The organism is Methylobacterium sp. CM6241 (genome assembly GCF_054817845.1).
Genome location: NZ_CM139246.1, coordinates 5,092,040 through 5,105,590, shown reverse-complemented (window position 1 = coordinate 5,105,590; position 13,551 = coordinate 5,092,040). Strand labels below are relative to the sequence as shown.

General features: G+C 63.6%; 9 protein-coding genes, 1 tRNA gene and 1 pseudogene. 3 read left to right on the top strand and 8 right to left on the bottom strand.

Annotated features, from left to right (window positions below):
- Positions 1-213: 213 nt before the first annotated feature.
- Together ACYQR9_RS24010 and ACYQR9_RS24005 are read right to left on the bottom strand one after the other, a co-directional pair.
- Positions 214-1,316, bottom strand: a pseudogene (locus tag ACYQR9_RS24010) (IS3 family transposase).
- 342 nt (positions 1,317-1,658) lie between these two features.
- A tRNA-Glu gene (locus ACYQR9_RS24005) sits at positions 1,659-1,734 on the bottom strand.
- A gap of 291 nt (positions 1,735-2,025) precedes the next feature.
- Between ACYQR9_RS24005 and ACYQR9_RS24000 the strand changes: the two genes are divergently transcribed.
- Positions 2,026-3,027, top strand: coding sequence for an RluA family pseudouridine synthase (locus ACYQR9_RS24000; RefSeq protein ID WP_461222458.1), 1,002 nt, complete (start codon positions 2,026-2,028; stop codon positions 3,025-3,027).
- Between the two features lie 297 nt (positions 3,028-3,324).
- A complete protein-coding gene (rpoH, locus tag ACYQR9_RS23995) occupies positions 3,325-4,215 on the top strand; it encodes an RNA polymerase sigma factor RpoH (RefSeq protein ID WP_207411627.1) in 891 nt (296 codons plus the stop codon).
- Between the two features lie 77 nt (positions 4,216-4,292).
- Here rpoH and ACYQR9_RS23990 read toward each other — a convergent pair whose 3' ends face one another.
- The 5 genes from ACYQR9_RS23990 to purB all read right to left on the bottom strand — a co-directional run bounded on the left by ACYQR9_RS23990 (position 4,293) and on the right by purB (position 10,161).
- Positions 4,293-5,861, bottom strand: coding sequence for a histidine kinase (locus ACYQR9_RS23990; RefSeq protein WP_461228276.1), 1,569 nt, complete (start codon positions 5,859-5,861; stop codon positions 4,293-4,295).
- Between the two features lie 182 nt (positions 5,862-6,043).
- A complete protein-coding gene (locus ACYQR9_RS23985; protein WP_207411629.1) occupies positions 6,044-7,336 on the bottom strand; it encodes an adenylosuccinate synthase in 1,293 nt (430 codons plus the stop codon).
- Between the two features lie 137 nt (positions 7,337-7,473).
- Positions 7,474-7,812 carry a hypothetical protein gene (locus ACYQR9_RS23980; RefSeq protein WP_056252164.1) on the bottom strand — a complete coding sequence of 113 codons (339 nt, stop codon included), beginning with the start codon at positions 7,810-7,812 and terminating at the stop codon, positions 7,474-7,476.
- Positions 7,813-7,903: 91 nt separating this feature from the next.
- Positions 7,904-8,749 carry a D-amino-acid transaminase gene (locus tag ACYQR9_RS23975; protein WP_461228275.1) on the bottom strand — a complete coding sequence of 282 codons (846 nt, stop codon included), beginning with the start codon at positions 8,747-8,749 and terminating at the stop codon, positions 7,904-7,906.
- Between the two features lie 104 nt (positions 8,750-8,853).
- Positions 8,854-10,161, bottom strand: a complete 1,308-nt coding sequence (purB, locus tag ACYQR9_RS23970; protein WP_461228274.1) for an adenylosuccinate lyase — start codon at positions 10,159-10,161, stop codon at positions 8,854-8,856.
- A gap of 368 nt (positions 10,162-10,529) precedes the next feature.
- Between purB and ACYQR9_RS23965 the strand changes: the two genes are divergently transcribed.
- Complete coding sequence (locus ACYQR9_RS23965) at positions 10,530-12,689, top strand: TonB-dependent receptor (RefSeq protein ID WP_461228273.1); 2,160 nt, start codon at positions 10,530-10,532, stop codon at positions 12,687-12,689.
- 48 nt (positions 12,690-12,737) lie between these two features.
- Here the strand turns inward: ACYQR9_RS23965 and ACYQR9_RS23960 are convergent, their stop codons facing one another.
- The gene (locus ACYQR9_RS23960) at positions 12,738-13,484 is read right to left on the bottom strand and encodes an arginyltransferase (protein ID WP_461228272.1); all 747 of its coding nucleotides are present in this window, start codon (positions 13,482-13,484) and stop codon (positions 12,738-12,740) included.
- Positions 13,485-13,551: the final 67 nt, after the last annotated feature.

Here is a 13,551-nt window from a genome sequence, read left to right as displayed (position 1 = left end):
ACGGATCACGGGTGGCGATGGCCGATCGGATGACGATCTGACGTTGGGTAATGTTGCACCATAAGGAAAGCGACACGTAGGCCGACTATCGAGAGTTTTATGAGCGCTGTACGGCCGATGGCGTGAGGGTAATGTGATCGGCCCCATTCGGTGGCTCAGGATCGAAGTTAGTGCATCGTCGGTCTGGAGTTGACCCGCTTTGTGGTCCACGGCCTATGCAAGTTCTCGGGCTATGACAGCTTGGTCGGCGAAGGCTCGGGGCGTCAAGCCGCCCAGGGCCGTATGAGGTCGGTCATCGTTGTAGTGGCACCTCCAGTCCTCGATGCGCTCACGGGCATCAGCCAGCGACAGGAACCACGAAGCGTTCAGGCATTCCGCTCGTAGGCGGCCGTTGAACGACTCGATGTAGGCGTTGTCGGTCGGCTTGCCTGGTCGTGAGAAGTCGATCTCGACCCCGTTCAGATAGGCCCACTGGTCGAGCATGCGCCCGGCGAACTCCGGTCCATTATCCACCCGCAGGCTCTTGGGCCGACCTCGCAGCCGGCCCAAGGCATCCAGAGCCTCGGTCACCTGGAAGGCGCGGAAGTTGGCTCTCGGTGTGAGCGAGAGCGCCTCTCGCGTATGGCAATCGACAACGGTCAGGATCCGGAATGGACGACCATCGAAGAGGCGGTCGGACATGAAGTCCATGGCCCAGACCTCGTTGGGTCCACCGATCGCCGGTCGCCCCTGACGGTAGCGCCACGCCCGCTTGCGTTTGGGCAGCTTGGACCGGATCGACAGCCCCTCATCCCGGTAAATCCGGTAGGTTCGCTTGTGGTTCACCTCCCAGCCCTCCCGTCGCAGCAGGATGTGCAGCCGCCGATAGCCGTAGCGCACCCGCGCGGCGGCCAGTTCCTTCAACCGCATCCGCAGCGCGACCTGAGGGTCCGAGCGCTTCCTGTAGCGCTGGGACGAACGGCCGAAGCCGGTAGCCAGACAGGCCCGACGCTCGCTGATGTCGTAGACCACCTGCAGGTGACCAGCGACCTCACGGCGAGCGGCGGGCCTCACCACTGATCCTTCAGGACATCCTGAAGCATCGAGCGGTCCAGCGTCAGGTCGGCGACCAGTCGTTTGAGCTTGCTGTTCTCGTCCTCCAGCTGCTTGAGCCGTCGGATCTCAGGCACGCCCATGCCGACGAACTGCTTCTTCCAGCGGTAGAACGTCGGCTCAGAGACACCCATCTTCCGGCAGACCTCGTCCACCGTCGCGCCGTTCTCCGCCTACCGCAGGGCGAAGGCGATCTGTTCGTTCGTGAAGCGTTTGCGAGGCATGGCATCCACCCTCCTTCAGGGTTCAGGATGCCCGAAAAACTTGCGCTCAGCGCGGACCAGTTTGATGGGGCAGGGTCGCTGGCCCCTAGGCCATACCTCAGGGCGGACCACTTCGATGGAGGCGGATCACATGGACGGTCGCCGCTTTAGCAATCCAGACTTCGCTGAGAGTCTTAAAAAGATTGTCCAGAGCTAAAAAGATTAGATTGGCGCACGTAAATACTTGGTACGCACTACGGAAATCGAACCCGCCTCTCTAGCGTGAAAGGCTAATGCCCTCACCGATAGTCGAATGGCGCTAAAGGGATTCTTCGCTGTGAATGCAAGTAAAAGCCGATTTATTGGCGCTCCCTAGGGGAATCGAACCCCTGTTTTCGCCGTGAGAGGGCGACGTCCTAGACCGCTAGACGAAGGGAGCGCATATAGTCCTAGTACACCGCTAGGACTACTCTTACTAACAACACGAAGTCAACTCCCTTGGATAGGACTTTGGCAGCCAACCTTCGGCCCGCAGGCATCGATGGTAGGGATACCAACCCTAACCCCTTGAACCTACACACATGGCAGGATGATTAGGGGTATCAAGACGTCCTAGACCGCTAGACGATGGGAGCTTTCCGGGCGGCTGGCGATCGTATAGCGACGGTCGGGCGGGGGAGCAAGGCCTCCCGAGCGCTTAAATTTCATCGGCATCGAAAGAGATCATATCGTGCAAGAACCGCAGGACCGCCGTGTCGTCCTCGACCTGGACGCACAGGCGGAGCGCATCGACAGGGCGCTCGCCCGCGCGCTGCCGGACGTATCGCGTTCGCGGTTGCAGGAGCTGATCCGTACCGGTCAGGTGAGCAAGGATGGAATCGTCGTTCTGGACCTCTCCCTGAAGGTCAGCGGAGGTGCCGTCCTCGACGTGACGATTCCTGCGCCGGTGGATGCGACGCCGATGGCGGAGGCCCTCGATCTCGCTATCGTTCACGAGGACGACGACCTGATCGTCATCGACAAGCCGGCGGGGCTGGTGGTTCACCCGGCGCCCGGTCACGATGCTGGAACCCTTGTGAATGGCCTCATCGCTCATTGCGGCGAGAGCCTGTCGGGGATCGGCGGTGTACGGAGGCCTGGTATCGTGCACCGGCTCGACAAGGACACGAGCGGTCTCCTCGTCGTCGCCAAGAACGATCTGGCCCATAAGGGGCTCACGGCGCAGTTTGCCGACCATGGCCGTAACGGACCGCTGGAGCGTGCGTATCTCGCCCTGACCTGGGGAGCGCCGGAGCCCCGGCTGGGCACGATCGACGTCGAGCTCGCGCGCAGCCAGCGCAATCGCGAGAAGATCGCCGTCATGCGCCCGGGGGAGGGCCGTACAGCCATCACCCATTACGTCGTCGAGGAGATCCTGGACGCTGGCGCCGAAGTCGCCCTCGTCCGTTGCCGGCTCGAGACCGGACGGACGCATCAGATCCGCGTCCATCTCAGTCATCGCGGCCATCCGCTTCTCGGCGATACGGTCTATGGCAACGCCTTCAAGACCAAGGCCGGCCGACTTGGCGAAGCGGCGCGGGCCAAGCTCGAAGCTTTGGGTCGGCAGGCGCTTCACGCTGCCATATTGGGTTTCGAGCACCCACGCACCGGCGAGGTGCTGCGGTTCGAAAGCCCGATCCCGCCGGATATGGCTGCCCTCATCGCTGCCTTGCGGGGACCATCGAAGCCTTGAGGAGCCGAGCAGCGACCCCAGGTACTCGAACGGAATCGTCGATTCCCGTCACTGTTGCGGAGTTGCGCCTGTCAAGGATGGCCGGCAAACAGGTGTGCGGGCGCACCCCGGCCCGCGGCCTTTCGTGTCACCTTCGAGCCATCGGCTCACTGGTGCGTTGTTAGCCACGTTCGAGTCACGGACCGCTACCGCACCGTTTTCTTTCCGGGTAGGCTCGGGGAGTGGGACGGTCGGCTCATAGAGCGGCGGTTCGTTTCTGGTCTGCCCGGATGGGGGACCTTGTAGGGAGAGATGACTATGGCAGGCGCACTACCCGTGCTCGCCACCGAAGGTGGACTTTCGCGCTACCTCGATGAGATCCGCAAGTTTCCGATGCTCGAGCCGAACGAGGAGTTCACGCTTGCCAAGAGCTGGCGTGAAAAGGGTGACCGCGATGCGGCGCACCGGCTCGTGACATCGCATCTCCGACTCGTGGCCAAGATCGCCATGGGTTACCGTGGTTATGGCCTTCCCATCGGCGAAGTCGTGTCCGAAGGGAATGTCGGCCTCATGCAAGCGGTCAAGCGGTTCGAGCCGGACAAGGGCTTCCGGCTCGCCACCTATGCTATGTGGTGGATCAAGGCTGCGATCCAAGAGTACATTCTACGCTCTTGGTCGCTGGTGAAGATGGGCACCACCGCAAACCAGAAGAAGCTGTTCTTCAACCTCCGTAAGGCCAAGGGCAAGATCTCCGCCCTGGATGAAGGGGATCTGAAACCCGATCAGGTGGCTCAGATCGCGGTCAAGCTCGGCGTGCCCGAGCAGGACGTGATCGACATGAATCGCCGCCTGTCCGGCGATACCTCCCTCAACGCTCCCCTCCGCGAAGAAGGTGAGGGTGAGTGGCAGGATTGGCTGGTGGACAACAGCCCGAGTCAGGAAACCGTGCTCGCCCGCGAGGAAGAGGGCCAGAACCGGCTGACCGCCTTGCGCGATGCGCTGTCGGTCCTGAACCCGCGTGAGCGTCGCATCTTCGAGGCGCGCCGACTTGCGGACGACCCGATCACCCTCGAAGACCTGTCAGGCGAGTTTGGAGTCTCGCGCGAGCGCGTCCGACAGATCGAGGTTCGAGCCTTCGAGAAGATCCAGGAGGCAGTGAAACGCAACCTCGCTACCCGCGAGGCCCCGCGGGCGGCCGCTCACGCCTGAAGTTTCCTCCGAGGGGCACTTATTAGAGAGAAGGCTGGTTTCGCTGATGCGGAACCGGCCTTTTTTTTATCGTGTGCCTATCGACGCCATTGCTCGAAGGCCGAGCGGATGACCTGATTGCCCGAAGTGCCCTTCTCGAAAGTCAGGACGCCACGAGGGCCCGAGACGAACTTCATCGGTAGGTCGAACCAGTTGCGATGCTCCAACAGGTCGGCGTTCCGGTCTACATCGGCCTGAAGCGAGGACAGGCCGATTAGGAAAAGGTTCTCCTTGACGCGTACCGGCAGGCCCGAGACAGGCGATCCCCGGCCCCCTTCTTCATCCTTCGCACTCAGAAGGCCGACATCCTGCACCGCATGCGTATCCCCGGCGGGGCTGGTGGTGGTGAAGGCAAGTTCGATGGTGTGGGACGCAGGAAAGGTGGGATCGAGGTTCCGTCGGATCGTCATCACCAGCGACAGGCCAGCATCGGCAAAGGTCACACGCCCCCGGATCACGGTCTCCAGTGGCTGGCCCTGTTCGCCATTCATTGCCTCGAGACGCCAGACCACCATGCCCTGGAAGGTGATCGGCTGTGCATTTCCGCCCGCTGTATTCTCTTCGAAAAGAACGGCTCGCTGTGCGACTGCCACATCGGGCTGGGTCGGTGCCTTGCCGGCATCCGGCGTTGCCGTCGTCGGGCGGGCGGGAGCCTGACGAGAGGTCTGGTCGCGTCGCTCCGGGAGGGCGGGAGCGTCACCGCCGATCCGATCTGCATATTTCGATGCCGCCGGATCGGACCCCTCCTCTTGTGTCTCCGTGATTCCAGGCTGCAGGTCCGAAGGTTTGTCGCGAAGCATGAAGGCCGCTACCGCGATGAGCCCGACGACGACCAGGAGAACGCTTCCCACGAAGACATTCCGGAGAAGGCGAGGGCGGCCCTTACGCGGGGCGACGACGTCGATCCGTGGACGATGCCGCGCATTCGAGGAATCGACAGGCATGCCCGCCGCGTCACGCTCGGCGGGCGGCGCTTCGATCGATGGTTCTATGGGTGATTCCGACTCCGTGGATTGACCAGATGGCGTCTCAGCGCCCGAGGTCATCTTCGCAGCGTCTCGCGCAGCCTTCCGGTCGGCGACCCTGTCGGCAGATTTCGCCTTCCGCGGCTTGATCGGTAAGACCGTAGCAGGGCCGTCTGAGACAGGCACCTGTTCCGCTGCCGGGGGAAGAGACTTGGGTGGCGACGCGTCTGCGTTTGCAACACGCGAGCGATCCGGCCGCGAGGGCCGAATGCCCAAGTTTGGCTCAGGTGCGGGCGGCAGGGTCGGTTCGGCGAAGTCGCGCTTGGTCGGTTCCGGTAATCGATCCGGAGCCGCCGCTTCCGGCAGAGTGTCGCGCTCCTCGGGGGCAACGAAGATCGGCGGCACGACATCGTTGGCCGCGGTGGCCGGCGGCTCGCCAAATTCGTTCTCGACCCGTTCGATGGCGGTTTCGAGGGCTTTGCTCTCGAGGTCGATGTCGGCTTCGGATAGCGGTGGTTCGAGCGACCGTAGCTGTCCGATCAGAGCGCCGCGCGCCCGGTCATAGACCGCCTTACGCAGGGCGGGAGACCGATCCGGCATCGCTTGAAGCGCTCGTGCCAGCAAAGGGTAATAATCGGCCATCGAACCTCGGTCCGCCCTGTTCTCACCGTCCAGATATGGGCGCCCGGCGGGGCGCGACCGCATGATCCGCGATGCCTGTCCCTCGAACGAGGCACCCACCAGCCCTACAGCGCTTGATCACTCGGGAAACTGCCACCGGTCGCCTTGTCGCTACCCCAAGTACTGAAGCCTCAGCCGGACGCTCAATCCTCGAAGGGATTGTGCATCAGGATGGTGTCGTTGCGCTCCGGCGACGTCGAGAGCAACGCCACGGGTGCCCCGATCAGTTCTTCGATCCGCCGTACATACTTGATTGCCTGGGCGGGAAGATCGGCCCATGAGCGCGCACCCGCGGTGGTGCCGGACCAGCCTTCGATGATCTCGTAGATCGGCTCGACCTTAGCCTGTGCCGCTTGATTGGCGGGCAAATGGTCAAGAACCTGGCCATCGAGGCGGTACCCGGTGCAGACCTTGATCTCCTCGAACCCGTCGAGGATGTCGAGCTTGGTCAAGGCGATGCCGTCGATGCCTGAGGTTCGGACGGTCTGGCGCACCAGAACGGCGTCGAACCAGCCGCACCGACGTTTGCGCCCCGTATTGACGCCGAATTCGCGGCCTTTGGCCCCGATCGTTTCGCCGATTTCATCGAACAGTTCGGTCGGGAACGGGCCTTCGCCCACGCGCGTCGTATAGGCCTTGGCGATACCCAGCACGTAGCCGATCGCGGACGGCCCCATGCCGGAGCCAGTGGCGGCCTGGGCGGCGACGATGTTGGAGGAGGTGACGAACGGGTAGGTGCCGTGATCGACGTCGAGGAGGGCACCCTGCGCGCCCTCGAACAGGATGCGCTTGCCCGCCCGGCGTTCGTCGTCGAGGAGCTTCCACACGGTGGTGGCGTAGGGGAGGATCGTCGGCGCGATCGCCTTCAGTTCTGCGAGCAACGCGCCGGCATCGACCTCGTCGATCCCAAGACCGCGGCGGAGGGCATTGTGGTGGGTGAGCACCCGCTCGATCTTCGATTCCAGCGTGCTTTCGTCGGCCAAGTCGACCACGCGGATGGCCCGACGGCCGACCTTGTCCTCGTAGGCGGGGCCGATACCGCGCTTCGTCGTGCCGATCTTGAGACCGGCATTGGACGTCTCGCGGAAATGGTCGAGTTCCCGGTGAAGCGGAAGGATCAGCGTCGCGTTATCGGCGATGCGGAGGCTCTCGGGCGAGATCTCGACGCCCTGCGCCTGAAGCCGGGCGATCTCGTCCACGAGGTGCCACGGATCGACCACGACGCCATTGCCGATCACCGAGAGCTTTCCGCCCCGGACAACGCCGGAGGGGAGAAGCGCCAGCTTGTAGGTCACACCGTCGATGACCAGCGTATGCCCGGCATTGTGGCCGCCCTGAAAGCGAACCACGACGTCGGCCTGCTCCGAGAGCCAGTCGACGATCTTACCCTTGCCTTCGTCGCCCCATTGGGCGCCCACGACGACGACGTTCGCCATTCACTTCAACCTGTCCGGTGCCCGCGTGGAAACGCCCCGCCGCGAAGGCGGGCCGACACGCATCTCCGGGGTCTTTCCGCGATCCCAGGCCGGAAATCAAGCAAACCGCGCCCGAAGGCTTGGGGCGCGCCCAATTCCTAGCGCGCTTCCGTCCCCGGTTCGCGGCCCGGCAACTGGCCCGGCTTGATCACCGGCATGCCGCTGTTCTCGGACTCGGGAGGCTTGACCACCAGGCCCGGGGCGGAATTACCGGGCGGCGTGATGACGCCGTCGTTCTTCTCGAGCTTGTCGCTCAAGGTCGAGCCGCCGGTCCCTTCCTCGGACGGACGAACCTTCTCCGGCACCGTCTCCGTGGAGGGCGGGATGTTCGGGGAGGTGTCGCGCCCTTTCAGCGGTGCATCGGGCGACTGGGCATAGGCGCCCGACGCCGTCAGGGCGAAAGCGAGCAGTGCGGCGTGACGAAACGGTGTCGGCATCGATGTCCCCCAGAAAGTCGGGAGACAAACCGCTCCGGCGGCGATGCAGTTCCTATGGCGGCGCCGGATGCCGGATGAGACCGGCCCGCCCTTATGCCCCGGCCATCTCCAGATAAAGTGCGCGCAGACGCTTCGTCAGCGACCCCGGCTTGCCGTCGCCCAGTTGGTGACCGTCGATGTCGATGACGGGCATGACGAAGGCGGAAGCGCTCGTGTAGAAGGCCTCCTGCGCCGCGAACGCCTCCTCCACGGAGAACAGCCGCTCCTCGATCGTCAGGCCTGCTTCCTCGGCAAGGCGCATGACGGCGAGGCGCGTGATGCCGGGCAGCAGGGCGGTGGAGAGCGGGCGGGTGACCACCTTTCCGCCGGTGATGATGAAGGCGGTCGACGAGGAGCCCTCGGTGACGAAACCGTCCTCCACCATCCAGGCCTCCGCGACGCCGGCCTTGGCCGCTTCCTGCTTGGCCAGAACCTGGGCGAGGAGCGCCACCGACTTGATGTCGCGCCGCTTCCAGCGAATGTCGGGGACGGTGATGACCTTGGCGCCCCGCTCCGCCAGCGGGTTCCTGGCCACCGTCTTGGCCTGCGTGAACATCACCACGGTGGGTTCGGTCTCGGCCGGCGGGAAGGCGAAATCCCGCTCGTAGGCGCCCCGTGTTACCTGCATGTAGACGAGACCCTCGTCGACGCCGTTGCGGCGCACCAGTTCGGTCTCGAGCCGGATCCACTCTTCGGTCGGGTAGGGATTGCGAATGCCGATCTCGCCCAGCGACCGGTCGAGCCGGGCCAGATGCGCCGCGTTGTCCACGAGACGGCCGCCGAGGACGGCCGACACTTCATAAATGCCGTCCGCGAACAGGAAGCCTCGGTCCATGATCGACACGGTCGCCGCCTCGAAAGGCACGAACTTGCCGTTGACGTAGACGATGCGCGACATGGAATTCTCTCTCGATCCGGACTGACGCGGCCACCTCGCCGCTACGCGATCCGCGAAGCACGAAATGTGCTCCGCGGATCACCACGTTGGGTTACGGTCCTGGCTCAGGCCGTACCGAAAACGCGCGAAAAAATCGTGTCCACGTGCTTGAAATGGTAGCCGAGGTCGAAGCACTCCTCGATCTGCTCAAGGCTCAGCGACGCGGTGACGTCCGCATCGGCCTTCAACAGGGTGAGGAAGTCGCCCTCGCCGCGCCAGACCGGCATGGCGTTACGCTGGACCAGGCGATACGCGTCCTCGCGCGACACGCCCGCTTGCGTCAGAGCCAGCAGCACCCGCTGCGAGTGGACGAGGCCGCCGAGCTTGTCGAGGTTGCGCTGCATCTGCTCGGGGTAGATCAGCAGCTTGTCGATCACGCCGGTCAGCCGCGCCAGGGCGAAGTCGAGGGTCACCGTGGCGTCGGGGCCGATCATGCGCTCCACCGAGGAATGCGAGATGTCGCGCTCGTGCCAGAGCGCCACGTTCTCCATGGCGGGGAGGGCGAAGGAGCGCACCATGCGGGCGAGACCCGTCAGATTCTCGGTGAGGACGGGATTGCGCTTGTGCGGCATGGCCGACGAGCCCTTCTGGCCCTCGGAGAAGAACTCTTCCGCTTCCAGAACTTCCGTGCGCTGCAGGTGGCGTACCTCGATGGAGAGACGCTCCACCGAACTCGCGACGACGCCCAGGGTGGCGAAGAACATGGCGTGGCGGTCGCGGGGGATGACCTGCGTGGAGACCGGCTCGGGGGTGAGGCCCATCGCCTTGGCGACATACTCCTCCACGCGCGGGTCGATGTTGGCGAAGGTGCCGACGGCGCCAGAGATCGCGCAGGTGGCGACTTCCTCGCGGGCGGCGACGAGACGGGCGCGGGCGCGCTCGAATTCGGCATAGGCCTGGGCGAGCTTCAGGCCGAAGGTCACCGGCTCGGCATGGATGCCGTGCGAGCGACCGATGGTCGGGGTCAGCTTGTGCTCGAAGGCCCGGCGCTTGATCGCGGCGAGAAGCGCATCGACATCTTTGATCAGGATGTCGGCGGCCCGGACGAGCTGCACGTTGAAACAGGTGTCGAGGACGTCCGATGAGGTCATGCCCTGGTGCACGAACCGCGCATCGGGGCCGACGATCTCGGCCAGATGCGTCAGGAAGGCGATGACGTCATGCTTGGTGACCGCCTCAATGGCGTCGATGCGGGCGACGTCGAAGACCGCGTCGCGGCCCTTTTCCCAGATCGTCGCAGCAGCTTCCTTGGGCACGACGCCGATCTCGGCCAGCGCCGTGGTGGCGTGAGCCTCGATCTCGAACCAGATGCGGAAGCGGCTTTCGGGTGACCAGATCGCCGTCATTTCGGGGCGGCTATAGCGGGGGATCATGCGACGCCTCGGGCAGGACGGGTTGGAGTGATGAGGCTGGCGCCTAGCATGAGCAGAGGCTGCGCTCAACGCGACGTCACAGAAGCGCTCTGTATGAAGTGATACATTTATGCATCGCAGTGGCGAAACCAGAGGCGTCCGAATAGCCGAGCTGATGCACTGACGACGGGATTTCCATCGCATGTCCTGAAACTTGGGCGATATTCTGGAATAATTATTAAAAGATTCCAAAATCTAGATCGTTGTCAAACTGGCCGCAACCGGTTGCCGATCAATTTAGCGTGTCTATTAGACAAATAGCATCTGCATGATGAGCGGAATATATCGCTATTTATGCAGAATATTGCAAATATAACTGAGGCGCACCGATGCACCCCTTTGCCCGCCTACGTCTGATCACGGTTCTAACAGCCGTACCTTTCATGTCGGACGTGCGGGCAGCCAAAGCACAGGCAGATATTCCCGATTCCGGTCATCATGCTGAAGTCACGTTAGACCAGCTCAATGTCGAGGGAACAGGGGGACATACTACAGGCTACCGCGCCAACCGCAGCCGGAGCGCGACGAAGACGGACACCCAGCTGATCGACACCCCGCAGGCGGTGACGGTCGTGACGCGCGAGCAGGTCCAGGATCAGGGGTTCCAGGGCGTCACCGAAGCCCTGCGCTACGTGCCCGGCGTGTTCCTGCACCAGGGTGCCGGCAACCGGGACGAGGTCGTGATCCGCGGTCAGCAATCCAGCGCCGATTTCTACGTCAACGGCATGCGCGACGACGCGATGTACTACCGCGATCTCTACAACGTCGAGCGGATCGAAGTGCTCAAGGGACCGAACGCAATGATCTTCGGTCGCGGCGGCGGCGGGGGCGTCGTCAATCGCGTGCTCAAGGACGCCACCGGAACTCCGGTTCGGGAAGTCATCCTTCAGGGTGGCCAGTATTTCAATAAAAGGGTGGCCGTGGATGTCGGCGACCGGGTCTCGGACAGCGTGTTCTTCCGCCTCAACGGAATGTTCGAGGATAGTGGCACCTATCGTGACCACGTCGATCTGCGGCGCTGGGGCATCAATCCGACGGCGACGATCCTGCTCGGGCCCGAGACCACGCTGAAACTGTCCTACGAGTATTTCCACGACGACCGGACGGCGGATCGCGGCATCCCGTCCCAGCTCGGGCGGCCCTATCGGTATCGCGACAACATCAGAACGTTCTTCGGCAATCCCGACCTCAGCTACTCCCGCGTGGATGCACATATCGCGACGGCGGTTCTCGATCACCGCTTCGCCTCGGGCGTCGAGATGCGGAGCCAGTTCCGCTACGCCGATTACGCCAAGGCCTATCAGGTCGTGTATCCGAGCATCCGCGCCGGCGGTGCGGTGAACGCCGCCGGGGCGACCGTCGATCTCAGCGCGTTCAACAACGACACGCCGAGGACAAACTTCTTCAACCAGAACGATTTCACGTACAAATTCGCCACGGGGCCGCTGGCCCATACGCTGCTCGCGGGTTTCGAACTCGGCAAGCAGGAAGGCATCACCTACCGGGAGGAAGGCTTCTTCGCGACGACCGGAACGCAGACGCTGACCGTCAATCCGCTCTCACCGGTTTCGCGAGTCCCCGTCAGTTTCCGCAACCTGGCTTCGTCCTCCAACAGCCGCTACGACCTCGGACTGGCTGCGGTCTACGTCCAGGATCAGATCGAGATTGGCCCCCATGTCCAGGTGATCGGTGGCCTGCGCTACGATCATTTCGATTTCTCCTCGACGGACCGGCGCACCAACGTCACCAATTCCCGCATCGACGATCTGCTGTCGCCCAGGGTCGGATTGGTGTTCAGGCCGGTGGACAGCCTCGCCTTCTACGGCAACTACAGCATCTCCTACCTGCCATCCGCCGGCGACCAGTTCAGCGCCCTGTCCGAAGGGCTCGCCATCGCCGAGCCTGAGCGGTTCGAGAACCACGAGGTCGGCGTGAAATGGGACGTCTCGTCGACTCTCCAGCTCACCGGCGCGCTCTACGATCTCGACCGGTTCAACCAGCGGCTCGCCGATCCGAACCGCCCCGGCTTCTTCCTGCTGAGCGGCCAGACCAACGCGAAGGGTGTCGAGATCGGCGCCAACGGCTTCGTCACCGATTGGTGGCAGGTCGCGGGCGGCTATGCCTTCACCGATGCTCGCATCGTCAGCGGGTTCAGCTCGGCACTCATCGTTCCGGGCAACCATGTCGGACTGGTGCCGTTCAACGCGGTCACCTTATGGAACAAGTTCGCTGTCACGCCGTCCTTCTCGTTCGGCGTCGGCGCGATCCACCAGACCCATACGTTCGCGGCAGCCGACAACACGGTCAGGCTCCCAGGCTACACCCGCTTCGATCTCGGCCTCTTCTATCAGGTCACGGATCTGGTGCGGGCGCAGATCAACATCGAGAATCTTTTCGACCGGGGCTACATCGCCACGGCGGACGGCAACAACAACATCAGCCCGGGCGCACCGAGGATCATTCGCGCTCAGGTGATCGCCAAATTCTGACGCGTGGTTCGCGTCGACGCCGCTCCGGTGAGCGATCGGGGCGGCGGACTAATCCACCCGCTGCCAGCCCGGCCCCATCAGGCGCTCCTGAGGCCGGAAGCGGGCCTTGTAGTCCATCTTGCGCGAGCCATCGACCCAATAGCCGAGATAGAGATACGGCAGGCCGAGAGAGGCGGCTCGGCGGATATGCTCGAGGATCATGAACGTTCCGAGCGAACGCTGGGCCTCCGCCGGATCGTAGAAGGAATAGACCATCGACAGGCCATCGGAGAGGACGTCCGTCAGGCAGAGAGCTACGGTCGGCCCCGTACCCCGCCCGTTGATCGCCGTGTCCGGGCCTCGTCGGCGATAGGCCACGAGATGGGTGTCCACATGGCTGTCCTCGATCATCATGGCGTAGTCGAGCACGGTCATGTCGACCATGCCGCCATCGCCATGGCGCGCGTCGAGATAACGGCGAAAGAGAGCGTATTGCTCTGAGGCAGGACGATTGGGCTCCGGATTGCCGACGAGATCCGCGTTCCGCTGGAGGATGCGGCGATGGCTCGCCGAAGCGACGAAATCCGACACCAGAACTCGCACGGAGATACATGCCCGACAGGTCTCGCATGCCGGGCGATAGGCTATGGTCTGCGAGCGTCGGAAGCCGCCCTGCGTGAGGATCTCGTTGAGGTCACGGGCGCGCCGACCTACGAGATGGGTGAACACCTTCCGTTCCTCCTGACCCGGCAGATAAGGGCAGGGCGAAGGTGCCGTCAGATAGAATTGCGGGGTGTCTCGGGGATGGCTCGTCACGCTTGCAGCTGACCTCGGGGCCGGCGGGAGCGTTCCCCGCACTCAATGAGTGTACCCGCCCCGCGCC

Bases quoted from the DNA above. Each gene is read 5' to 3' on its own strand.
- purB (WP_461228274.1), bottom strand. From the start codon at position 10,161: ATGATCCCCCGCTATAGCCGCCCCGAAATGACGGCGATCTGGTCACCC.
- ACYQR9_RS23990 (WP_461228276.1), bottom strand. From the start codon at position 5,861: ATGGCCGATTATTACCCTTTGCTGGCACGAGCGCTTCAAGCGATGCCG.
- ACYQR9_RS23975 (WP_461228275.1), bottom strand. From the start codon at position 8,749: ATGTCGCGCATCGTCTACGTCAACGGCAAGTTCGTGCCTTTCGAGGCG.
- rpoH (WP_207411627.1), top strand. From the start codon at position 3,325: ATGGCAGGCGCACTACCCGTGCTCGCCACCGAAGGTGGACTTTCGCGC.
- ACYQR9_RS23985 (WP_207411629.1), bottom strand. From the start codon at position 7,336: ATGGCGAACGTCGTCGTCGTGGGCGCCCAATGGGGCGACGAAGGCAAG.
- ACYQR9_RS23965 (WP_461228273.1), top strand. From the start codon at position 10,530: ATGCACCCCTTTGCCCGCCTACGTCTGATCACGGTTCTAACAGCCGTA.
- ACYQR9_RS23980 (WP_056252164.1), bottom strand. From the start codon at position 7,812: ATGCCGACACCGTTTCGTCACGCCGCACTGCTCGCTTTCGCCCTGACG.